Here is a 22,927-nt window from a genome sequence, read left to right as displayed (position 1 = left end):
GGGCTAGCTCTGGCCGGCCAGCAGGAACTCCAGCAGTGCCTTCTGCGCGTGCAGCCGGTTTTCCGCCTGGTCCCAGACCACCGAGCGGGGGTCGTCCAGCATGTCGTGGCTGATTTCCTCGCCGCGATGGGCGGGCAGACAGTGCATGAACACGGCCTGCGGATCGGCCCGGTCCATCAACGCCGGGCTGACCTGATAATCGGCGAACTGGCGGGCCCGTTCGGCCTGTTCTTCTTCCTGGCCCATGGAGGCCCACACATCGGTGGACACCAGGTGCGCCCCGGCCACCGCTTTCACCGGATCCCGCTCCAGGGTCACCCGGTGGGCGAATTCCTCCATCAGCGCCGCCGGCGGATCGAACCCTTCCGGGCAGGCCACGGTCAGGGAGAAGTCGAACTGTTCGGCGGCGTTGATGTAGCTGGCGCACATATTGTTGCCGTCGCCGATCCACACCACCTTGCGCCCCCGGATGGCGCCCCGGTGTTCCATGTAGGTCTGCATGTCGGCCAGCAACTGGCAGGGATGGAACTCGTCGGTGAGGGCATTGATCACCGGCACCCGGGAGTACTCGGCGAACTGCTCCACGGTGTCGTGATCGAAGGTGCGGATCATCACCGCGTCGACCATGCGCGACAATACCCGGGCGGAATCCTCCACCGGTTCACCGCGGCCCAGCTGGGTGTCCCGCGGCGACAGGAACACGCTGGCGCCGCCGAACTGGGTCATGGCCACCTCGAAGGACACCCGCGTGCGGGTGGACGACTTCTCGAAGATCATGCCCAGGGTCTTGCCGCGCAACGGCTCGTGGAACTGGCCGGTGTGCAGCATGGTTTTCAGCTCCACCGCGCGTTGAATCAGATAGCCCAGTTCCTTGGGGGACAGATCCATCAGGGTGAGGAAGTGACGGGTGCTCATGGGCGCTCCGAATCACGGGCGAATTCGACCAGCACCCGGCTCAGGGTGTCGGCGAGAAAGTCCAGTTCCTGGTCGTCGATCACCAGCGGCGGCAGCAGGCGCACCACCGAGCCGGCGGTGACGTTGATCAGCAGGCCGGCCTGACGGGCGCGGCCCACCAGTTCGCCGGCGTCGCGGTCCAACTGAATGCCGATGATCAGGCCGCGGCCGCGCACTTCCCGGACCATCGGCAGGTCCGCCAGCCGATCGCGCAGGGCGGCGCGCAGGCGCTCGCCCTTGGCGGTGACCGTGGGCACTACTTCGCGCTCCAGGGTTTCCACCACCGCCAGGGCGGTGGCGCAGCCCAGCGGGCTGCCGCCGAAAGTGCTGCCGTGGCTGCCCGGACCGAACAGTTCGGTGGCGGCGCCGGCCACCAGACAGGCGCCGATGGGAAAGCCGTTGCCCAACCCCTTGGCGGTGGTCAGCACGTCCGGCCGCACGCCCTGTTCGAGGCAGGCGAAGTAGCCGCCGGTGCGGCCGTTGCCGGTCTGGATCTCGTCCAGCATCAGCAGCCAGCCGTGGCGGTCGCAGCGCTCGCGCAGGCCGGCCAGGAAGCCGTCGTCCGGCACCCGCACGCCGCCTTCGCCCTGGATCGGCTCGGCCAGCACCGCCACCACATTGGCGTCGTCGGCGGCGGCGTCCACCGCCGCCAGATCGTTGTAGGGCAGAGTACGGAAGCCTTCCACCAGGGGCGCGAAGCCTTCCTTGACCTTGCGGTTGCCGGTGGCGGACAGGGTCGCCAGGGTGCGGCCGTGGAAGCTGTTTTCCATCACCAGCACCACCGGGTGTTCGATGCCACGGCGGCGGGCGTGCAGCCGCGCCAGCTTGATGGCGGCCTCGTTGGCCTCGGCGCCGGAATTGCCGAAAAACACCTTATTCATGCCGGCCAGGCGGCACAGCCGCTCGGCCAGGGCTTCCTGGGCCGGAATCCGGTACAGATTGGAGGTGTGCACCAGCCGCGCGGCCTGCTCGGACAGCGCCCGGGTCACCGCCGGATGGGCGTGGCCCAGGTTGCACACGGCGACGCCGGCGACGGCGTCCAGGTAGCGGTTGCCGGCCTGGTCGTAAAGCCATACCCCTTCGCCGCGCTCGAAGGCGACCGGCTGCCGGGCATAGGTGGGGATCAGGAACTGCTCGCTCATTGCTTTCTCACCAAACGAAAAACGGCAGCCTTGGCTGCCGGGTGGACTGTGGATAATACTGGTGGACGGCATATGACGCAATTGGCTCAAGAGTGACCATGAACCCGATCCAACTGAGCATCTTCGCCAACCGCCTGTCCGGAATCTGCGACGAAATGGGCGCCCTGCTGCGCGCCAGCGCCCTGTCGCCGAACATCAAGGACCGGCTGGATTTTTCCTGCGCCATTTTCGACGCCGGCGGCGGCCTGTGCGCCCAGGCGGCCCATATTCCCGTGCACCTGGGGTCCATGGCCTATGCCATGGCCGACCTGGTGGAGGGCCGCGACTGGCGGCCCGGTGACCTGCTGGTGGTCAACGACCCCTATCTGGGCGGCACCCATCTGCCGGACGTGACCGTGGTGGCGCCGGTGTTCCTGGGCGAACGCCTGGTGGCGTTCACCGTGACCCGCGCCCACCACGCCAACATCGGCGCCAGCAGCCCGGGCTCCATGCCGGTATCAAGAACCCTGGACGAGGAAGGCCTGGTGATCGCGCCGCAATGGCTGAAGCGCGCCGGCGCCTGGCAGGTGCCGCTTTGCCGGCGTCTGGCCGGGCTGGCGGAGGATCCCGGGGCCGACGCGGCGCCGCTAGATGTGCCGCGCTTCGCCGACTTCGCCGCCCAGGCCAGCGCCTGCCAGGCCGGCGCCCGGCGGCTGGCGGAGCTGGTCGCCGAGCGCGGCGCCGACGCCCTGGACACCGCCCTGACCGCGCTCAACGATTACGGCGAACGGCGCATGCGCCAACGGCTTGCCGATCTGGCCGACGGCGTTTACCGGTTCTCCGATGTGATGGACGACGACGGTCAGGGCCAGCGGGACATCCCCATCGCCGTGACGCTCACCGTAACCGGTGACCGGGCCCATCTGGATTTCACCGGCACCGCCGCGCAGGTGGCCGGCAACATCAATTGTCCGCTGTCGGTGGCGGCGGCCGCCGCCTGGTACTGCTTCCGTTGTCTGCTGCCCGACGACGCGCCCTCCTGCGCCGGGCTGTTCCGGCCGGTGACCCTGGCGGCCCCGGAGGGCAGCCTGGTCAATGCCCGGCGCCCCGGGGCGGTGGCCGCCGGCAACGTGGAAACCAGTTCGCGCATCGTCGACGTGGTGCTGGGGGCCCTGGCCGGCGCGCTGCCGGCGGCGATTCCGGCGGCCAGCCAGGGCACCATGAACAATCTGGCCATGGGCGAGGGTGGCGAGCGGCCCTGGGACTATTACGAAACCATGGCCGGCGGGCAGGGCGCCCATGCCGGCGGCGACGGCCTGTCGGCGGTGCACAGCCACATGACCAATACCCTGAACACGCCCATTGAAAGCCTGGAAGAGCACTATCCGTTGCGGGTGCTGCGCTACGCGCTGCGGCGCGGCAGCGGCGGGGCCGGCCGGCACCGGGGCGGCGACGGCATCGAACGGGAACTGCAATTTCTGGCACCGGCCCGGTTCACCCTGCTCACCGAACGCCGTCGGCACCGGCCCTGGGGCCTGGCCGGCGGCGGGCCCGGTGCCGCCGGCGAAAATCGGCTCAACGGCGAGACCCTGCCGCCCAAGCACGCCGGGCGGGCGGTGGCCGGCGACCGGCTGTGGCTGGCCTCCCCGGGCGGTGGGGGCCATGGGGCGGCGTGATGGAGGTGATGTAAGGGGCCGGGCCTTGTAAAGGCCGCGTCGAACCCCCATTCTCTGCACACTTTACCGTTTCCGACACACATTCCGACCCAGGTGGTTTCTATGGACGATGTGATTGCGGTCATCAAGGACCAAATCGCGAAGAACCCGGTGCTGCTGTACATGAAAGGCACCCCCCAGTTTCCCCAGTGCGGTTTCTCCGCCCAGGTGGTGGAAGCCATGACCAGCGTGGGCAAGCCGTTCGCCTACGTGAACATTCTGGAAGCGCCGGAGATCCGGCAGAACCTGAAGGAATTCGCCAACTGGCCGACCTTCCCGCAGCTGTGGATCAGCGGCGAGCTGGTGGGCGGCTGCGACATCGTGATGGAGATGTACCGCTCCGGTCAGCTCAAGGAGCTGGTGGACGGCGCGGCGGTGGAAGGCGACGCCTGAGCGTCCCGCCACCCACGAAAAAGGCGCCGATCCGGCGCCTTTTTTGTTTCTAATCCAGGGCGTTGGCCAGGGTCGGCGGCATGGCGCCGGCCGGCGGCGGCGGCCAGCCGCCCAGGTCGCGGAAGCGATTGACCATGGAACAGAACAGCTCGGCGGTGCGGGTGGCGTCGTAGAGCGCCGAATGGGCGTCACGCTGGCTGAACGGGATGCCCGCCGCCTCGCAGGCCTTGGCCAGCACGGTCTGCCCGTACACCAGCCCGGCCAGGGTGGCGGTGTCGAAGCTGGAAAACGGGTGAAACGGATTGCGCTTCACGTCGGTGCGTTCCGCCGCCGCGTTCAGGAAGCCCTGATCGAAGAAGCTGTTGTGGCCGACCAGCACCGCCCGGTTGCAGCCGTGGTTCTTGACCGCCTTGCGCACCGGCGCGAACACGCCCTTGAGGGCGGTGTCCTCGTCCACGGCGCCGCGCAGCGGGTTGTGCGGGTCGATGCCGGTGAAATCCAGCGCCGCCTGTTCGATGTTGGCGCCGGGAAAGGGATCCACATGAAAATGCACCCGGGTCGAGGGGCGCAGGTAACCGCGGGCATCGATATCCAGCAAAACCGCGGCGATTTCCAGCAGCGCGTCGGTGCGGGCATCGAAGCCGCCGGTTTCCACATCCACCACCACGGGCAGGAAGCCCCGGAACCGTAGCGCCAGGGAAGGGTGCTTGTCGCTCATGCCATCTCCCATCAAAGCGCGCTCATGCTACCCCATTCCCCGGCGCCGGGACAGGTGACGGCGGCGGACCGCCACGGGTACAATACGCGGCCCCGCGGGGCGGGCCGTTTCGCGCGCCCGGCCCCGTTCGTTTTATCAGTGTTTCTCGCATCAGTTCTGGAGTGTGGCATGTCGGATATCAACAAGGTGGTGCTGGCCTATTCCGGGGGCCTGGATACCTCGGTGATCGTCAAGTGGTTGCAGGAAACCTACAACTGCGAAGTGGTGACCTTCACCGCCGACATCGGCCAGGGCGAGGAAGTGGAGCCCGCCCGCGCCAAGGCTCAGGCCATGGGCGTCAAGGAAATCTACATCGAGGACCTGCGCGAGGAATTCGTGCGCGACTACGTGTACCCCATGTTCCGCGCCAATACCCTGTATGAAGGCGAGTACCTGCTGGGCACCTCCATCGCCCGTCCGCTGATCGCCAAACGGCTGGTGGAGATCGCCGCCGAGACCGGCGCCGACGCCATCTCCCACGGCGCCACCGGCAAGGGCAACGACCAGGTGCGCTTCGAGCTGGGCGCCTACGCCCTGGCTCCCGGCATCCAGGTGATCGCCCCCTGGCGGGAATGGGACCTGAACTCCCGGGAGAAGCTGATGCAGTTCTGCGAGGACCATCAGATCCCCGTGGATTTCGCCGGCAAGAAGAAAAAGTCCCCGTACTCCATGGACGCCAACCTGCTGCACATCTCCTATGAAGGCGGCAACCTGGAAGATCCCTGGTGGGAAGCGGAAGAGGACATGTGGCGCTGGAGCGTGAGCCCGGAGAGCGCGCCGGACCAGCCCACCTACATCACCCTGACCTACGAGAAGGGCGACATCGTCGCCATCGACGGCGAGCGCCTGAGCCCCGCCGAAGTGCTCAGCAAGCTCAACAAGCTGGCCGGCGACAACGGCATCGGCCGTCTCGATATCGTCGAGAACCGCTACGTGGGCATGAAGTCCCGGGGCTGCTACGAAACCCCCGGCGGCACCATCATGCTGCCCGCCCACCGTGCCATCGAGTCCCTGACCCTGGACCGGGAATCCGCCCATCTCAAGGACTCGGTGATGCCCAAGTACGCCGAGCTGATCTACAACGGCTACTGGTGGAGCCCGGAGCGCCTGGCGCTGCAGAAGCTGATCGACGCCACCCAGGACAACGTCAACGGCGACGTGCGCATGAAGCTGTACAAGGGCAACGCCACCGTGGTGGGCCGCCGCTCCGACAACGACAGCCTGTTCGACGCCTCCATCGCCACCTTCGAGGACGATGCCGGCGCCTACGATCAGAAGGACGCGGAAGGCTTTATCAAGCTCAACGCCCTGCGTCTGCGCATCGCCGCCAAGAACGGCCGCAAGCTGTCCTGACGCGATGGCCGGGTCGCGGTGGTCCCACCGCGATCCACCGCTTCCGTCGGCCCGCCGCGTGTTGCGGCTAGCGCCGGCCTGGCTCCCTGTGTAGGCTGCCGGTAAGCCAAAGCAGGGAACAGGAACCCCCGGATGAATAAAACCACCGTGGGCTGGCGCGAATGGGCCAGCCTCCCGGACCTGGGTATCAAGGCCATCAAGCTGAAAGTGGATACGGGCGCGCGGACCTCCGCGCTGCACGCGTTCGAAGTGAACAGTTTTGAACGGGACGGTCGCGAATGGATTCGCTTTCGCATCCACCCGTTTCAGGATTCCGATCAGGTGCGTGAGTGCGAGGCGCCGCTGCTGGACCGGCGGGTGGTGTCCGACTCCGGCGGCCACCGCGAGGAGCGGCCGGTGATTCGCACCTTGCTCGCCCTGGGCGGGCGCCGCTGGCCGGTGGAGATCACTCTCACCGACCGCGAAACCATGAAATTCCGCATGTTGCTTGGGCGCACCGCCATGGATCAGTTGGTGGTGCATCCCCAGGCGTCTTTCCTACTCGGCGGTAACGAGCGTCAACCATGAAGATTGCGATTCTGTCCCGGAACAAGCATCTCTATTCCACCCGCCGCATGGTGCAGGCCGGGCAGGATCTGGGGCATGAGATGCACGTCATCGACACCCTGCGCTGCTACATGAGCATGGTGTCCCACAAGCCCGAGATTCACTTCAAGGGCGAGGTGCTGGAGGGCTTCGACGCGGTGATCCCGCGGATCGGCGCCTCGATCACCCAGTACGGCACCGCGGTGCTGCGCCAGTTCGAAATGATGGGCGTATTTCCGGTCAATGAATCGGTGGCGATTTCACGCTCCCGGGACAAGCTGCGCTCCCTGCAGCTGCTGTCGCGCAAGGGCGTGGGCCTGCCGGTGACCGGCTTCGCCCACTCCCCGGATGACATTCCCGATCTGATCAGCATGGTCGGCGGCGCGCCGCTGGTGATCAAGATGCTGGAAGGCACCCAGGGCATCGGCGTGGTGCTGGCGGAAACCCGCAAGGCGGCGGAATCCGTGATCGAGGCGTTCATGGGCCTGAACGTGTCGGTGATGGTGCAGGAATACATCAAGGAAGCCGGCGGCGCCGACATCCGCTGCTTCGTGGTGGGCGGCAAGGTGATCGCCGCCATGAAGCGCCAGGCCCTGCCGGGCGAGTTCCGCTCCAACCTGCATCGGGGCGGCAGCGCCAGTCTGATCCGCATCACCCCGGAAGAACGGGCCACCGCCGTGCGCGCGGCGCGCATCATGGGGCTCAACGTGGCCGGCGTGGACATCCTGCGCTCCAATCATGGGCCCCTGGTGATGGAAGTGAATTCCTCGCCGGGACTGGAAGGGATCGAGAACGCCACCAATAAGGACGTGGCCGGTATGATGATCAAGTTCATCGAGACCAACGCCCGGCCCAACCGCACCCAGACCAAGGGAGCCAAGGGTTGAGCCGCAACGAAAAAGTCGCGCCGTTCGAGATCAACGGCGTCACCGTGCAGCCGGGCACCCGCGCCAAGGTGGAGCTGCCGCTGGCGCAGCTCTATACCCAGACGCCCCTGAACGTCCCCATCCACGTGATTCACGGTCGCCGCCCCGGGCCGGTGCTGCTGGTCAGCGCCGCCATTCACGGCGACGAGCTCAACGGCGTGGAGATCATCCGCCGGCTGCTGCGTCACTCGGCCTTGCGCCGGCTCAACGGCACCCTGCTGGCGGTGCCGGTGGTGAACGTGTTCGGGTTCATCCACAAAACCCGCTACCTGCCGGACCGGCGCGATCTGAACCGCAGCTTTCCGGGCTCCGAGACCGGCAGCCTGGGCGCGCGCATGGCCTGGCAGTTCAAGACCCAGGTGCTGGACCGGGCCACCCACGCGGTGGATCTGCACACCGGCGCCATTCACCGCGCCAACCTGCCGCAGATCCGCGCCGACCTGTCCAACGGCGACACCGCCGCCATGGCCGCCGCCTTTGGCGTGCCGGTGGTGATCAACTCGGTGCTCGGCGAAGGCACCCTGCGGGAAGTGGCCGAAGCCCAGGGCATTCCGGTGATCACCTACGAAGCCGGCGAGGCGCTGCGCTTCGAGGAAAGCTGCATCCGCGCCGGGGTCAAGGGCGTGCTCAATATCATCCACCACCTGGGCATGACCGGTCCGCGCAAGACCCGCGCGCCGCTGGAACCGCACATCGCGCGCTCGTCCAGCTGGGTGCGGGCGGAACGGGACGGGGTCTTCCTGCCGCTGGTGGCGCTGGGCGCCTGGCTCAAGAAAGGGCAGCTGATCGGCCGTATCTCCAGCCCCTTCGGCGGCGACGACGTGGCCATCGAGTCCCCCTGCGCGGGCATTCTGGTGGGCCGCAACAACCTGCCTCTGGTCAACGAGGGCGAGGCGCTGTACCACATCGCCCGCTTCGAGGAAGTGCGCGAGGTGGCCCAGAACCTGGAGGTGTTCACGTCGGACATTGAACGGGGCCCGGGTCTGGCCGGCGAACCGCCGATTGTTTAGCAGTTAAAAGTTGAAAGTGAAAAGTTAAAAGGGCGGCTCCGTAACGGCACCGTGCTTCAGCGCGGGCACGTCGATGCCGCCGGCGATGTCGGTCACCGCGTTTCAACTTTGAACTTTTAACTTTGAACTTGTTTCTGGAGTGTCGATGAATCTGCCCACCCCACGCCGCCTTTATCGCGGCCTGCGCAAGATGCTGCGGTTCCTGGCGCGGCCGGCGCGGCGTGGAGGGCGCCGTGCCGGCCGCGTGATCCAGACCTACCGGGGCTACGGCTCGCGGCGCTCGGTGTTTCTGATCGGGCGGGTGTTCCGCCAGCCCGGGCTGGGTCTCAATCTGCGCGAGGGACCGCTGGACGACGTGCTCAACATCATCCGGCGCACGGTGCGCTGGGGGGTGCACGATGCCCACCTGACCGTCACCGTCGGCGCGGTGAGCGTGGACGTGATCACCGACCGGGACGGGTATTTCCATGTCACCCTGGACGTGGAAGCCAACCAGGACTGGCCCGACCAGGCGTTCTGGCAGCAGGCTCGCCTGCGGCTGCACCCGGGGCACCGGGAGGGCGAACGGGAACCGGTGGAAGCCAGCGCCGACCTCTATATTCCGCCCCGGGAGCTGGACTGCGCGGTGATCAGCGACATCGACGACACCGTGATCTACACCGGCGTGGCCAGCAAGCTGACCATGATGTATCAGCTGTTCGTGCTCAAGGCCCGCCACCGCACCGCCTTTCCCGGTGTCTCCGCCTTCTACCGGGCGCTGTTCCACGGCGACACCGGCGAGCGCCGCCGGCCCATGCTGTATGTGTCCCGGGGGCCCTGGAGCATCTACGACGTGCTCGAGGAATTCTTCCACCTCAACCGCATTCCCCACGGGCCGATCCTGTTTCTGCGCGAATGGGGCGTGACCCTGCAGCGGCCGCTGCCGATCCGCGCCAAGGACCATAAGGCCCGGCTGATCCGCCGCATGCTGGCGATCTACGACCGGGTGCCGTTCGTGCTGATCGGCGACAGCGGCCAGCGCGATCCGGAGGTGTACGCCGAACTGGTGGACGAATTCCCGGACCGCATCCGCGCCATCTACATTCGCCACGTACACCGGGGCACCGACCGCGACCGGGCCATCCAGGCCCTGGCCGAACGCACCGCCGCCCGCGGCTGCGACATGGTGCTGGCCAACGACAGCCTGGAAATGGCCCAGCACGCCTTCCAGCACGGCTACATCGCCCGGGACGGGCTGGAGGAAGTGCGGGAAGATTGCCGGCGGCGGCAGGGAAGTTGAACCTTTAACGGCTCTTGTCTTCCACCTCCCCGCCGGCCTCCCGCCACGCCTTGAACCCCCCTTCGATATCGCACACCGGCCCGAAGCCCATGTCCTGCAGTTGGGCGGTGGCCAGGGCGGAGCGGTGGCCCAGGGCGCAGAACAGCACGAAGCGCTGGCCGCTGGCGAAATCCGGTTTGTGGTAGGGCGAGTCCGGGTCCACCCAGAATTCCAGCATGCCGCGGGGCGCGTGCAGGGCACCGGGCAGGGTGCCTTCGCGTTTGAGTTCGCGTACATCGCGGATGTCCACGAAGCGCACCGATGGGTCGTCGGCCAGGGCCCGGGCCTGTTGGGGACTGAGCCGTTGGATGCGGGCCTCGGCGTCGGCGACCAGATCGGCGACGGTTTTTCTGAGGGTCATCGGGGTCTCCTTCAGTTCGGTCGGCCCGGTTGGCGCACCAGACCTTCCTCCCTCAACGTGGTGGCGATCTCGTCGAGAATCGCGGGGTCGTCGATGGTGGAGGGCAGCGGGAAATCCTCACCGTTGACCATCTTGCGCAGGGCCGCGCGCAGGGTCTTGCCGGAGCGGGTCTTGGGCAGGCGCTTGACCACCAGGGCGCGGCGGAAGCGCGCCACCGCGCCCACCTGCTCACGAATCAGCGCCACCAGCGCCGGCTCCAGCTGTTCCGGGGTGGTATCGACGCCGTCCTTGAGCACCACCAGGCCCACCGGCACTTCCCCGCACACCTCGTCGTGCATGCCCACCACCGCGGATTCCGCCACCGCCGGATGGGTGGCGATGTGTTCCTCCATGACGCCGGTGGACAGGCGGTGGCCGGACACATTGATGACGTCGTCGGTGCGACCCATGATGTGCACGAAGCCGTCCGCGTCCAGATAGCCGCCGTCGCCGGTGTGGTAATAGCCCGGGTAGGTGTTCAGGTAGGCGGCCAGGTAACGGTCGTGGTCGTTCCACAGGGTCTGGGCGCAGCCCGGCGGCAACGGCAGGCGCAGGGCGATGGCGCCCTCGGTGTCCGCCGGCAGCGCCTCGCCGGTCTCCGGATCCAGCACCACCACTTCATAGCCGGGCACCGCCCGGTTGGTGGAACCGGCGCGCACCTCCGCCTCGCCGTGGCGGGTCAGCGGCGCGGTCACCGGCCAGCCGGTTTCGGTCTGCCACCAGTGGTCATAGACCGGGCGTCCGGTGAGGTCGCTGAGCCACTGATAGGTGGGGGTGTCGAGCTTCTCGCCGGCCACGAACAAATGCTTGAGGCTGGACACGTCGTGGCGGCGGAACAGCGCGCCGTCCGGGTCTTCCTTGCGGATCGCCCGGAACGCGGTGGGCGCGGCGAACAGGCCGTTGACGCCGTGCTCCGCCACCACCCGCCAGTAGGCGCCGGCGTCCGGCGTTTTCACCGGCTTGCCCTCGTAGAGCACGGTGGTGCAGCCGCCGATCAGCGGCGCGTAAACGATGAACGAGTGGCCCACCACCCAGCCCACGTCGGAGCAGCCCCACCACACTTCGCCGGGCTTCATGCCGTAGATTTCGCGCAGGGCGTAGAGCTGGGCCACCGCGTGGCCGCCGTTGTCGCGCACGATGCCCTTGGGTTTGCCGGTGGTGCCGGAGGTGTACATGATGTAGAGCGGGTCGCCGGCGGCCACCGGCACCGGCGCCGCCGGTTCACTGCCGTCCACCACCGAGCGCCAGTCCTCGAACCCCAGCGCCGCCAGGTCCGCCGGCCCCTGCTCGCGCTGCAACACCAGCACCTGTTCGACCCGATGGGTGGCCTTGTCCAGCGCGCCGCGCACCAGGGCGGTGTAGTCGATCACCCGGTCGATTTCGATGCCGCAGGACGCGGTGAGAATCACCTTGGGCCGGGCGTCGTCGATGCGGATCGCCAGCTCGTGGGCGGCGAAGCCGCCGAACACCACCGAGTGTACCGCGCCAAGTCGCGCGCAGGCCAGCATGGCGATGGCCGCCTCCGGCACCATCGGCAGGTAGATCACCACGCCGTCGCCGCGGCCCACGCCGAGCCGGCGCAGGGCCCCGGCCAGTTCCGCCACCCGCCCGCGCAGTTCGCGGAAGGTGAAACGCTGAACGGTGCCGGTGACCGGGGAATCGTAAATCAGCGCGGTCTGGTCGCCGCGCCCCTGCTCGATCTGGTGGTCCAGGGCCAGGTAGCTGGTGTTCAGCTCGCCGTCGCCGAACCAGCGGTGGGTGCCGTCCTCAAGGGTCTCCAGGGTCCGTTCCGGGGCCCGGTGCCAGGCCAGTTCACGGGCCTGCTCCGCCCAGAACGCCGCCGGGTCCCGGCGCGCCCGGTCAAAGGCACTGCGATCGCTCATGTCCCGCTCCTTGCTGTTTTGTTCTTATGCGGTCCGGTTTCTGTACCGCGTCGCTCCATGCAAGCACCCTTCAAAGGGTCATACCAGTAGACCATAGTCGGCCCGGCGGCGAGAGGGTATCCTTGCCGCCCGCTTCACATTTCGAGAGCTTCACCCATGCCCCGACCGACCGCCGCGCCGGCCAATTCCACCGGCCGTATTCTGTTCGCCAGCCTGGCGGGCACCACCATCGAGTTCTTCGATTTCTATATTTACGCCACCGCCGCGGTGCTGGTGTTTCCGCCGCTGTTCTTCCCCGGCGCCGACCCGGCGGCGGGGATGCTGCAGTCCCTGGCCACCTTCGCCATCGCGTTCTTCGCGCGGCCGCTGGGCTCGGCGCTGTTCGGGCATTTCGGCGACCGGCTGGGGCGCAAGGTCACGCTGGTGGCGGCGCTGCTGACCATGGGCGTGTCCACGGTGGCCATCGGGGTGCTGCCCACCTACGCGCAGATCGGCGTGCTGGCGCCGCTGTTGCTGGCGCTTTGCCGGTTCGGTCAGGGGCTGGGTCTGGGCGGTGAATGGGGTGGGGCGGTGCTGCTCGCCACCGAAAACGCGCCGCCGGGCAAACGGGCCTGGTTCGGCATGTTTCCGCAGCTGGGCGCGCCGCTGGGGTTCCTGCTGTCCGGCGGCTGCTTCCTGATTCTGACCGAGGTGCTCAGCGACGCGCAGTTCTTCGCCTGGGGCTGGCGCATCCCGTTCCTGCTCAGCGCGCTGCTGGTGCTGGTGGGGCTGTACGTGCGGTTGAAGATCGAGGAGACGCCGGTGTTCCGCCATGCCCTGGATACCCAGGAGCAGGTCAAGGTGCCGATGGCACGGGTCATCACCCACCACACCAAGGCGTTGATTCTGGGCACGGTGGTGGCCATCGCCACCTTCGTACTGTTCTATCTGACCACGGTGTTCGCGCTGACCTGGGGCACCACCGCCCTGGGCTACTCCCGGGAGACCTTCCTGGTCATCCAGCTGCTGGCGATCCTGTGCTTCGCCGCCACCATTCCGTTCGCCGCCCTGTTCGCCGACCGCCATGGCCGCCGCCGCACCCTGATCTGGGTGACCGTGGCCATCGCCGTGTTCGGGCTGCTGTTCGAGCCCTTGTTCGGCGGCGGCTCGCTGCCGGGGGTGCTGCTGTTCCTGGCCCTGGGGCTGGGCCTGATGGGCATGACCTATGGGCCGCTGGGCACGGTGCTGTCGGAGTATTTTCCGACCCGGGTGCGCTACACCGGGGTGTCCCTGGCGTTCAATCTGGCGGGGATTTTCGGTGCCTCCCTGGCGCCCTACATCGCCACCGCCCTGGCCACCCGGTTCGGGCTGCAGGCGGTGGGGTATTACCTGGCCGGGGCGGCCCTGCTGACGCTGGTGGCGCTGCTGGCCACCCGGGAAACCCGCGACCAGGATTACCGACGCTGATCGCGGCTGAAGCCGCTCCTACGGGGATGTGGTAGGAGCGGTCGTTCGACCGCGATCGCCGGGCCTACCGGGAGGTGTCGCGGTTACCGGAGGGCCGACGACGCCGGCGGCGGCGTTGGCCGTCGCCGTTGCCGGGGCGGGCGCCCTCGGCGTTGCCGCCACGGTTGCCGTCGGCCTTGCCGGCGGCGCTGGCGCCGCCCTGACCCCGGCCACGGCCGCCACCGGCGTTGCCACCGCGACCGCCGCCATTACCGCCACGACCGCCACCATTACCGCCACCATTGCCACCACGACCGCCGCCGCCGTTGCCGCCACGGCCACCGTTACCACCCCGGCCGCCCATGGCCGGGGCCCGGCCCGGGCCCTTGGTGGGCAGCGGTTCGCCGGGCTCGAAGCCGTCCAGGGCGCGCCGCTCGATGGGCGTGCGGATCAGCTTCTCGATATCGAACAGCAGCTTGCTTTCGTCGGCGCTCACCAGGGACACGGCCTGGCCGCTGGCGCCGGCCCGGCCGGTGCGGCCGATCCGGTGCACATAGTCTTCCGGCACGTTGGGCAGGTCGAAGTTGACCACCTGGGGCAACTGTTCGATGTCCAGGCCACGGGCGGCGATGTCGGTGGCCACCAGGGCCCGCACGCTGCCGTCCTTGAAGTCCGCCAGCGCCCGGGTGCGGGCGTTCTGGCTCTTGTTGCCGTGGATCGCCGCCGCTTCGATGCCGTTGCCCACCAGCTGTTTGGCGAGCCGGTTGGCGCCGTGCTTGGTGCGAGTGAACACCAGCACCTGGAACCAGTTTTCGTCGGTGATCAGGTGGCTGAGCGCCGCCGCCTTCTGGTTCTGGTCCACCGGCACCACCCACTGGCGTACCCGCTCGGCGGTGCTGTTGCGCGGGCTCACGTCCACTTCCGCCGGGTCGTGCACCAGGCTCTTGGCCAGGGTGCGGATGTCGTTGGAGAAGGTGGCCGAGAACATCAGCGTCTGGCGCTTGGCCGGCAGCAGCTTGAGCACTTTGCGGATGTCATGGATAAAGCCCATGTCGAGCATCCGGTCGGCTTCGTCCAGCACCAGGATTTCCAGGTTATCGAAGCGCACCGCGCCCTGCTGATGCAGGTCCAGCAGCCGGCCGGGGGTGGCCACCAGCACGTCCAGGCCGCCCTTGAGGCGGTCGATCTGCGGGTTGATGCCGACGCCGCCAAACACCACCGCCGAGCGCACGTTCAGGTAGCGGCCGTAGTCGCTGACGCTTTCGCCCACCTGGGCGGCCAGCTCCCGGGTCGGGGTCAGCACCAGGGCCCGGGCCTGGCGGGGCGCCCGGCGGCCGCCCTCCAGCCGCTGCAGCATGGGCAGGGTGAAGCCGGCGGTCTTGCCGGTGCCGGTCTGGGCGGCGGCCATCACATCGCGGCCGGCCAGCACGGCGGGGATCGCCTGCGCCTGAATCGGCGACGGCTGGCTGTAGCCCTGCTCGGCGACCGCACGCAGCAGGGGTTCGGATAAACCGAGGGAAGCAAAATCCATAAAGAGGGGTATTCCGAAAACTCGAGGGGGAGGAAAGGCGGTGCAGACTAACGGATTGCGAAGCGGAGTACGAGGGGTTTTTGCGGTGGGGAAAGGGGGAGATCGCGGCTAAAGCCGCTCCTACGGGGGGTGTAGGAGCGACTTCAGTCGCGATAGGCGGTTTACCGGCGGAGCAGGGCCAGTTCCGCGTCCTGCTGAAGCACCACCCACCAGCGGTGGCCATGGTCGGCGTCGAAGCCCACCAGGGGCTGGCCGTCACAGCCGGCCGGACGGGTCGGGGTGCTGGTCAGCACGCCGGCGTCGTAGGGTTGCTCGACGACGCAGTCGGCGCTGGCGATGGGCTGCCAGCCTTCATCGGTGAGCCAGCCCAGCGTCAGGGTCCCGGGATCCCGGCCCTGGGGCGCGTCAAAGGTGAGGGCGTAGGCATCGGACACGGCGGTGGCCAGGTCCCAGCTCTTGCTGGCGGTGGCGGGCAGAGTGTGCGGCTGCTTGGTGGAGCCGTCCGGCTGGCTGCCCGGCAGGCCGGTGTCCGCTTCCAGGTCCTTGGCGGCGCCGTAGGCACTGGAGTAGGTGCCGGTCTGGTTCTGGGTGCCGCTGACGATCAGCACGTCGGAGGCGGTGTCGCCGCCGGCCGCCTGCCAGCTCATGGTGACCAGTTCCTTCAGGTCGATGGTGGTTTCCGGAATGTCGAGCACGTTGGCGTCGTCGGCGTTGGGCACCACCCGGTTTTCCGCGTTCAGGTTGGGCGTCCAGCTCTCGTTCATCTGGAACAGGAACTGATAGGCCAGGCGGGCCAGCTCGATGACCGAGCCGGCGCGGCTGAAGCCCGGCGTCACTTCCATATCCCGGGTGCGGCTCTCGACCCGGTTGAAGGTGTCGTTGATGCCGCCCACCATGCGCGCCACGCTGCCGTCCGGGGCCAGGCAATCGTTGCTGATGTACTGGCTGTCCAGATACATCACCGGACGGGTGCCTTCCGGAATCGAGGTCGGGTATACCAGACGTTCGCAGCGGTTGCGGGTACGGGAGAAGCGATCCATCAGCTTCCATTGCGGGTCGGCCAGCTCCTTCTCGCCGTCTTCGTTGGCGCCGATGGTGTGTTCGGTGTACCAGGACTGATAATCCACCCGGTCGCCGTCGAAGCTGAGTACCGAGGCGTTCACGTCGTAGGCGGTGGAGCCATTGTCCAGGGTGTTCATCTTCTGGGCGACGATACGCTGCACCAGCTCCCGTTCGCCATAGCGGAACTCATAGCCTTTGTAGGAGGCATTGCCGGACATGATCTGCATGTACTGGGGCAGACGGTAGTTGCCGTCCTCCACGGTCCAGGAGGTCGGGTCCACCCAGATCGGCGCGGTGATCACCGAACGCTGGTACATGTGCTCGTGGCCCTGTACCCAGATCACGTCGTATTTGGAGAAGAAGGCGCGGATGTCGTCCCACTTGTTCATCAGGTGATCGTCGCCGGCCACGCCCTCCACGATCATCTCGCGGGTCTCGCCGTATTTGGCGCCGATCAGGCCGTCGTGGCTGGCGATCACCAGGTGATCGAACTCGCCCTCGTGGGCGGCCACTTCCTGCTTGATCCAATCGAAGGCGATCGGCAGGTTGTAGTACTTGAGCAGGAAGATCATCACGTTGCCGCGCATCACGTAGTAGTTCAGGTACTGCGCGCCGGCCATGTGCACCGCGTCCTCGGGGATGTAGTGCTTCATGTTCTCGATCCATTCCACGGAATAGGCGTAGCTGTCCTCGTGGTTGCCCATCAAAGGCAGGAACTCGATGCCGGCGTCCCGGTAGCTCTGCGCCACCGAGGTCCATTGCTGGAATTCGCGGGTGGTGCCGTGGTCGGTGAGGTCGCCCACCGGAATCACGATGTTGGCGCCGAGCTCGGCTTCCTTGTCGAGCACCGCCTTCATCGGATGGATGGAGACGTTGTCGCCGCCGCCCTGGGTATCGGGCAGCAGGCCGATGCGCACCGCGGTGCGTTCCGCCGGCGGCGTGCCGCCGTTGCCGCCGCCATTGTCCACGGCGTCGTTATCGGACGAATCGCCGCCACAGGCGGCCAGGGCCAGCGCCATGACGATGGCGGCCGCCCCGTGAAGAGAAAGCTTCATTATTGTTCCCCAGTAAAACCCGTAAAAGAAAGCAGGAGCGCGAGCGCTCCTGAAAGCGCTCACAGCTTGCCCGGGGAAAGCGACACTTCGATCACCGCCAAATGAATTTTATTTGAAGGCCGCTCGTGCTATGAAAGGGCTCCTTGACACCTTCAGCGAGGACTGATCATGAAGTTGCAAGCCAGCGATTTTGTCGCCCGCAAGGGCCTCCAGCCGATTGCCATGCTCACCGCCTACACCTGCCCGGTGGCGCGCGCCCTGGAGCGTGCCGGCATTCCGGTGATTCTGGTGGGCGACACCGTGGGCATGGTGGAGATGGGCTTCGACAGCACCCGCCACGTCACCCTGGAACATATGGAGTACCACATCGGCGCGGTGCGCCGGGGTGCCCCGGACACGCACATCGTCGGTGATCTGCCGTACCGCACCGACCGCGACGCGGACACCGCCCTGGCCAGCGCCCGGCGTCTGATCGCCGCCGGCGCCGACAGCGTCAAACTGGAAGGGGACAAGTACGAGGTGATTCGCCATCTGGTGGCCCACGACATTCCGGTGTGCGGTCACACCGGTCTGCTGCCGCAGACCGCCAAGGGGTTCGCCAAGGTCGGCCGCAGTGACGCGGAGGCCGAGCGGATTCGCCAGGAGGCGAAAGGCATCGAGGAGGCCGGTGCCTTCATGATGGTGATGGAACACATTCCCTACGACCTGGCCCGCGCCATCACCGCCGAGCGGGGCATCTCCACCATCGGCATCGGCGCCGGCCCGGATTGCGACGGTCAGGTGCTGGTGATCAACGACGCCCTGGGGCTGGGCGATTACTGGCCGCCGTTCTCGAAACAATACGCGCGGGCCAGCGACACGATTCTCGATGTGGCGCGGGCGTTTTCCGGTGAGGTGGCGTCGCGGGAGTTTCCCAACAACATCATCAAGCTGACCGGCACCGGCAGCTGATCAGGGGGTTGGTGGTCGCTACCGCTCGCCTTCCCGTCCATGCCAGATGCGCAGAACGATCACCACGCTGGGATGGACGGAATAGCGCACCACATAGTGGCCGAACACCATGTCGCGAATCGATTCCGGATCCGGCGCCAGCGGAACCGGGGCGCCGAGGTGGGGAAAGTCCGTCAGCCGGCGGATTTTTTCCACCAGCTCGGCGGCGACCCGGGCCGCCGCCGAAGGGTCGTGGGTCTCGATGAAGGTCCTGAGTCGCTTTAAGTCTGCAATGGCTACATCCGTGTAAACCAGCTTCATTCCTTGTTCCCCGCGTCGGGTGCCTCCCGCTCCTGATCCGTGCCCCAGCTTTGCAACCAGCCATGCACCTCGTCGGCCTCGGCAACGTTGCCCCGGGCCGCCGATTCCATGGCTTCCAGGGTCTGCCGCCAGCGCTCCTGCTCACGTTGTTCCTTTTCAATGTACTCGGCCAACGCCTGGTTGATGACCCAGCCCTTGCTGCGCTGCAGCCGCTGGGCGATGGCTTCCAGGCGCTGCTCTATCTCGCTCTGCAAGCGAACCGTGGTGACACTCATGGGTAAGCCCTCGGCTTCGTTGACTACGATGTATTACATGATAGCCGGTCCGACCCGGGAAAGGAAAAGCCCGCCCCGGGTTCCCTTCACAGGCTGGCGAGGATCGCCCTACGCACGCAGTGCAGCACCCCGGTGGGGTAGTCGTCGCTGAGAAACTCGCGCACCTGGCGGTAGCTGAAAGTGTCGTCGCCCAGATTGGGCTGGGCCAGCAGGGCGTCCTGGATGATGCCCAGCTCCGCCGGGGGCAGGCCCAGGGCCTGCTCCAGATCCAGGCGGCCGTCCGCCACCAGATCCGCCAGGGCCCGGTAGACTTCCGCTTCGCCCAGGCCCTGGCGGCGGGCAATGGCGTCCGGGGCCATGCCGGCCCGGGCCAGGGCCTCCAGTTCGTCCTGATCGCCGTCCGGGGCGCGGCGCGGGTCGCGCACCTCGGCGGCGCCGCCCTCCGGTCCCTTGGAGCCTTCGTTCAGCACCGCCAGAAAGGCGTCGCCGTAGGCGTCCAGCTTGCGGTCGCCGACGCCGCTGACGGCGGCCATCTCGTGGCGGTCCCGGGGACGCAGGGCGAGCATGTCCATCAGGGTGGCGTCATGGAAGATCACATAGGGCGGCACCCCTTCCTCCTCGGCCAGCCGCTTGCGGCAGGCGCGCAGCGCTTCCCACAGGGTGCGGTCGGCGTCGGCCACCTGGGGCTTGTCGCGGCGGGTGCGCTCGGTGGCCTTGGCGGTGTCCTTGCGCAGGTGCAGCACCTGCTCGCCGCGCAGATAGGGGCGACAGGTCTCGGTGAGCTTGAGGGCGCCGTAGCCCTCCGCGTCCACCGCCAGCAGCCCGCGTGCCACCAGTTGCCGGTAGATGGCGCGCCACTGGCCGGCGGAGAACTCGCCGCCGATGTTCCAGGTGGACACATGGTCGTGGCCGGCGGAGGCCACCTTGTCGCTGCGGTTGCCGGTAAGCACGTCCACCAGATGGTTGACGCCGAAGCGCTGGCCGGTGCGGAACACGCAGCTCAGGGCCATCTGCGCCGCCTTGGTGGCGTCGAAGGTCTTGGGCGGGTTCAGGCAGGTGTCGCAGTTGCCGCAGGGCTTTTCCAGCTCCTCGCCGAAATAGTGCAGCAGCGCCTGGCGCCGGCAGTGGGTCACCTCGCAGAGCCCGAGCATGGCTTCCAGGCGCTGGTTCTCATGGCGCTTGAACTGCTCGCCGCCTTCCGACTGGGCCTGCATCTGCTTGTGGCGGATGGCGTCTTCCAAACCATAGGCCATCCAGGCGGTGGCCGGTTCACCGTCGCGGCCGGCACGGCCGGTTTCCTGGTAATAGGCCTCGATGCTCTTGGGCATGTCCAGGTGCGCCACGAAGCGCACGTCCGGTTTGTCGATGCCCATGCCGAACGCCACCGTGGCCACCATCACCAGCCCTTCCTCGCGCAGGAAGCGCTGCTGGTGGTGGGCGCGGGTGCGGCCGTCCAGGCCGGCGTGGTAGGGCAGGGCGCTGATGCCCTGCTGGTTGAGCCAGTCGGCGGTCTGGTCCACCTTGTTGCGCGACAGACAGTAGACGATGCCGGCGTCGCCGGGATGCTCGGTGCGCAGCAGCCGCAGCAACTGGCGGCGGGCGCCGTCCTTGCGCTCGATCCGGTACTGGATATTGGGCCGGTCGAAGCTGGACACGAAATGGCGGGCCTCGCCCAGGTCCAGCCGCTCGGCGATCTCGGCGCGGGTGCGCGGGTCGGCGGTGGCGGTGAGGGCGATGCGCGGCACCTTGGGAAATTCCCGGTGCAACAGCGACAGCTGCAGATAGTCGCTGCGGAAATCGTGCCCCCACTGGCTCACGCAGTGCGCCTCGTCGATGGCGAACAGAGCCAGCGGCGATTGGTGCAACAGCTCCAGGGTGCGCGGCTGGATCAGCCGCTCCGGCGCCACGTACAGCAGGTCCAGCTCGCCGCGCCGCACCTGCTCCTGCAGGGCGAAGCTCTGCTCGCCGGTGAGCGTGGAATTGAGGAAGGCGGCGCGCACGCCCAGGGCGTTGAGGGCGTCCACCTGATCCTGCATCAGCGCGATCAGCGGGCTCACCACCACGCCCACGCCGTCGCGCACCAGCGACGGAATCTGATAACACAGCGACTTGCCGCCGCCGGTGGGCATCAGCACCAGGGCGTCGCCGCCGCCGGCGACGGTGTCGATGATGGCGGCCTGCTCGCCGCGAAATTCGTGGTAGCCGAAGACGTGCTGTAAAACGGAGAGGGGATCGCGTTGCATGGCGGCGAGTATACCCGCCCGCCGTGGGCCTGACATCCGCGGGACACGAAGAAGAGCTAATCTCCTACACCGCGACGGGCATTTTGGAACAGCGTATGTGGACGGTCTTTCGGGAGTTTCTGTGGTTGGGCTGCATCAGCTTCGGCGGGCCGGCGGCCCATGTGGGCTATTTCCACCGCCGCTTCGTCACCGGCCTGGGCTGGCTGGACGAGGCCACCTTCGCCCGTCTGATGGCGCTGACCCAGTTCCTGCCCGGGCCGGCCTCCAGCCAGCTGGGCTTCGCCATCGGCCGCCACCGGGCCGGCCTGCCCGGCGCCGTGGCCGCCTTTGTCGCCTTCACCCTGCCGTCCTTCCTGCTGATGCTGGCCCTGGCGGTGTACGCCGCCCGGCTGCCGGACACGGTGCTGGACGGGCTGGCGCGCGGCCTGAAATGGCTGGCGGTGGTGGTGGTGGCCGACGCGGTGCTGACGCTCGGCGGCAAGTTCTGCCGGGACGGCCCGACCCGGGCGCTGGCGCTGGCCACCGCGCTGCTGCTGTGGGCCTGGCCCGATATCGGCACTCAACTGCTGGCGTTGCTGGCGGCGGCGCTGATCGGGCTGGCCTGGCGGCGTGGCGGCGAGCCGCCCGCCACCGACGGCACCGCCACGCCGCGCCGTGGACCGCTGCTGGCCTTCGCGCTGATCGCCGGCCTGCTGTGGCTGCTGCCCGGGGCGGGCCTGGCGGGGCTGGCGCGGGATTTCTACAGCGCCGGTGCCCTGGTGTTCGGCGGTGGTCATGTGGTGCTGCCGTTGCTGCAGGGCCTGGTGGGGGAGCGGCTCACCGAGGACGCCTTTATCACAGGCTACGCCGCCGCCCAGGCGGTGCCGGGACCGATGTTTTCCCTGGCCGCCTACCTGGGCGCCCTGCTGGCGCCGGGGCCGGCCTGGCTGGGGGCGCTCACCGCCACCCTGGCGATCTTCCTGCCCGGCTTTCTGCTGGTGCTGGGCCTGGCGGACGCCTGGCAGCGCCTGGCCGCCCGCCCGGCCCTGGCCGGCGCGGTGGCGGGGCTCAACGCGGCGGTGGTGGGGCTGCTGCTGGCGGCCCTGTACGACCCGGTGTTCCGTTCGGCGGTGCAGGGGGGCGTGGATCTGGTGATGGTGGGGGTGGGGTTTTTGTTATTACGGTGGGGGCGGGTGCCGTTGGTCTGCCTGGTGGTCGGCATGGCCGGGTTCGGGTTGGTGGTTGAGTTGGTTTGAGGTTCCGCTCTCCAGAGGGGCGGGCCTTGGTGTTTGCCCCGGCCCGGACACGCCGTGAACCCGTCCCTGGGGGCTCGTTTCAGACATCCATGTCTTCAACGGTCCGGGCCGGGGCAAACACCAAGGCCCTCAGGTGGCGCCAGCCCCCGGCGGTTGTGGGTGGGGGGCTCGTTTCCGGCATCCCTGCCTCCAACGGTCCGGGATGGGCCCACCACGCCGAAACGCCCGAGCGAAAGCCAGCCGCGGTGGGTATAGAGGTGGCGGCTTCGTAGTGGGGTGAGAGGTTCAGCCAACCGCCAATCCTTTCTGGAGGGTTCCTTTCCCCAACCCATCTAAAGCGGCGGCGGCTCACTGCCGAGCGAGGGGGCAGCGGGGCGCCTTTCCGGGACCCTTGAGAACAGGACGTTCGAAAGGGAGCCCCCAGGGACGGGTTCA

20 protein-coding genes are annotated in these 22,927 nt (G+C 67.8%); 10 read left to right on the top strand and 10 right to left on the bottom strand.

The features are described 5' to 3' along the window. Positions 1-3 precede the first annotated feature (3 nt). Together argF and IM760_RS08695 are read right to left on the bottom strand one after the other, a co-directional pair. Positions 4-915 (bottom strand): ornithine carbamoyltransferase, encoded by a 912-nt coding sequence (argF, locus tag IM760_RS08700; protein ID WP_204428390.1) that lies wholly within the window; start codon positions 913-915, stop codon positions 4-6. Then, the gene (locus tag IM760_RS08695; protein ID WP_204428388.1) at positions 912-2,096 is read right to left on the bottom strand and encodes an aspartate aminotransferase family protein; all 1,185 of its coding nucleotides are present in this window, start codon (positions 2,094-2,096) and stop codon (positions 912-914) included. The genes argF and IM760_RS08695 overlap by 4 nt, the downstream gene beginning before the upstream one ends. 98 nt (positions 2,097-2,194) lie before the next feature. On the opposite strand from IM760_RS08695, the gene IM760_RS08690 reads away from it, so the two are divergent. Together IM760_RS08690 and grxD are read left to right on the top strand one after the other, a co-directional pair. Next, positions 2,195-3,751 (top strand): hydantoinase B/oxoprolinase family protein, encoded by a 1,557-nt coding sequence (locus IM760_RS08690; protein ID WP_204428386.1) that lies wholly within the window; start codon positions 2,195-2,197, stop codon positions 3,749-3,751. A gap of 102 nt (positions 3,752-3,853) precedes the next feature. After that, on the top strand, positions 3,854-4,183 hold the full coding sequence (gene grxD / locus IM760_RS08685) for a Grx4 family monothiol glutaredoxin (RefSeq protein ID WP_204428385.1): 330 nt from the start codon (positions 3,854-3,856) through the stop codon (positions 4,181-4,183). A 49-nt stretch (positions 4,184-4,232) separates the two neighbouring features. Here the strand turns inward: grxD and rnt are convergent, their stop codons facing one another. Next, positions 4,233-4,913, bottom strand: coding sequence for a ribonuclease T (gene rnt, locus IM760_RS08680; RefSeq protein ID WP_394373791.1), 681 nt, complete (start codon positions 4,911-4,913; stop codon positions 4,233-4,235). Positions 4,914-5,069: 156 nt separating this feature from the next. Here rnt and IM760_RS08675 point away from each other — a divergent pair, with 156 nt between their 5' ends. The 5 genes from IM760_RS08675 (at position 5,070) to IM760_RS08655 (ending at position 10,093) form a co-directional block, all read left to right on the top strand. Next, complete coding sequence (locus IM760_RS08675; protein ID WP_204428383.1) at positions 5,070-6,293, top strand: argininosuccinate synthase; 1,224 nt, start codon at positions 5,070-5,072, stop codon at positions 6,291-6,293. A gap of 132 nt (positions 6,294-6,425) precedes the next feature. Further along, the gene (locus tag IM760_RS08670; RefSeq protein ID WP_204428382.1) at positions 6,426-6,860 is read left to right on the top strand and encodes an ATP-dependent zinc protease family protein; all 435 of its coding nucleotides are present in this window, start codon (positions 6,426-6,428) and stop codon (positions 6,858-6,860) included. Further along, positions 6,857-7,765, top strand: a complete 909-nt coding sequence (gene rimK, locus IM760_RS08665; protein WP_204428381.1) for a 30S ribosomal protein S6--L-glutamate ligase — start codon at positions 6,857-6,859, stop codon at positions 7,763-7,765. Before IM760_RS08670 ends, rimK begins: the two co-directional genes overlap by 4 nt. After that, positions 7,762-8,814: a succinylglutamate desuccinylase/aspartoacylase family protein gene (locus tag IM760_RS08660; RefSeq protein ID WP_204428380.1), complete on the top strand. Its 1,053-nt coding sequence runs from the start codon at positions 7,762-7,764 to the stop codon at positions 8,812-8,814. Before rimK ends, IM760_RS08660 begins: the two co-directional genes overlap by 4 nt. Positions 8,815-8,959: 145 nt before the next feature. Further along, on the top strand, positions 8,960-10,093 hold the full coding sequence (locus IM760_RS08655) for an App1 family protein (RefSeq protein WP_204428379.1): 1,134 nt from the start codon (positions 8,960-8,962) through the stop codon (positions 10,091-10,093). A gap of 4 nt (positions 10,094-10,097) precedes the next feature. On the opposite strand, the gene IM760_RS08650 is transcribed toward IM760_RS08655, so the two are convergent. Next, positions 10,098-10,493, bottom strand: a complete 396-nt coding sequence (locus IM760_RS08650; RefSeq protein ID WP_204428377.1) for a rhodanese-like domain-containing protein — start codon at positions 10,491-10,493, stop codon at positions 10,098-10,100. Positions 10,494-10,504: 11 nt separating this feature from the next. Next, positions 10,505-12,415 (bottom strand): AMP-binding protein, encoded by a 1,911-nt coding sequence (locus tag IM760_RS08645; protein ID WP_204428375.1) that lies wholly within the window; start codon positions 12,413-12,415, stop codon positions 10,505-10,507. 156 nt (positions 12,416-12,571) lie between these two features. Between IM760_RS08645 and IM760_RS08640 the strand changes: the two genes are divergently transcribed. After that, on the top strand, positions 12,572-13,861 hold the full coding sequence (locus IM760_RS08640) for an MFS transporter (protein WP_204428374.1): 1,290 nt from the start codon (positions 12,572-12,574) through the stop codon (positions 13,859-13,861). A 64-nt stretch (positions 13,862-13,925) separates the two neighbouring features. Here the strand turns inward: IM760_RS08640 and IM760_RS08635 are convergent, their stop codons facing one another. Then, the gene (locus tag IM760_RS08635) at positions 13,926-15,371 is read right to left on the bottom strand and encodes a DEAD/DEAH box helicase (RefSeq protein ID WP_204428373.1); all 1,446 of its coding nucleotides are present in this window, start codon (positions 15,369-15,371) and stop codon (positions 13,926-13,928) included. 161 nt (positions 15,372-15,532) lie between these two features. Beyond that, positions 15,533-17,488, bottom strand: coding sequence for a metallophosphoesterase family protein (locus IM760_RS08630; RefSeq protein ID WP_204428372.1), 1,956 nt, complete (start codon positions 17,486-17,488; stop codon positions 15,533-15,535). A 168-nt stretch (positions 17,489-17,656) separates the two neighbouring features. Here IM760_RS08630 and panB point away from each other — a divergent pair, with 168 nt between their 5' ends. Continuing rightward, a complete protein-coding gene (gene panB, locus IM760_RS08625) occupies positions 17,657-18,439 on the top strand; it encodes a 3-methyl-2-oxobutanoate hydroxymethyltransferase (RefSeq protein ID WP_204428371.1) in 783 nt (260 codons plus the stop codon). An 18-nt stretch (positions 18,440-18,457) separates the two neighbouring features. On the opposite strand, the gene IM760_RS08620 is transcribed toward panB, so the two are convergent. The 3 genes from IM760_RS08620 to recQ all read right to left on the bottom strand — a co-directional run bounded on the left by IM760_RS08620 (position 18,458) and on the right by recQ (position 21,257). After that, positions 18,458-18,739 (bottom strand): type II toxin-antitoxin system RelE/ParE family toxin, encoded by a 282-nt coding sequence (locus tag IM760_RS08620; RefSeq protein WP_204428369.1) that lies wholly within the window; start codon positions 18,737-18,739, stop codon positions 18,458-18,460. After that, entirely contained in the window at positions 18,736-19,014 is a 279-nt protein-coding gene (locus IM760_RS08615; protein WP_204428367.1) for a CopG family ribbon-helix-helix protein, read from the bottom strand. Before IM760_RS08615 ends, IM760_RS08620 begins: the two co-directional genes overlap by 4 nt. A gap of 86 nt (positions 19,015-19,100) precedes the next feature. After that, positions 19,101-21,257, bottom strand: a complete 2,157-nt coding sequence (recQ, locus tag IM760_RS08610; protein WP_204428365.1) for a DNA helicase RecQ — start codon at positions 21,255-21,257, stop codon at positions 19,101-19,103. Positions 21,258-21,352: 95 nt separating this feature from the next. Between recQ and chrA the strand changes: the two genes are divergently transcribed. After that, positions 21,353-22,492, top strand: coding sequence for a chromate efflux transporter (gene chrA, locus IM760_RS08605; RefSeq protein ID WP_204428363.1), 1,140 nt, complete (start codon positions 21,353-21,355; stop codon positions 22,490-22,492). Positions 22,493-22,927: the final 435 nt, after the last annotated feature.

The sequence above is a fragment of the Alloalcanivorax marinus genome, from assembly GCF_016906305.1.
In the GTDB taxonomy this organism is placed as follows: domain Bacteria; phylum Pseudomonadota; class Gammaproteobacteria; order Pseudomonadales; family Alcanivoracaceae; genus Alloalcanivorax; species Alloalcanivorax marinus.
Note: the sequence above shows the minus strand (reverse complement) of the source record. Positions and strands in the feature narration are given on the sequence as shown.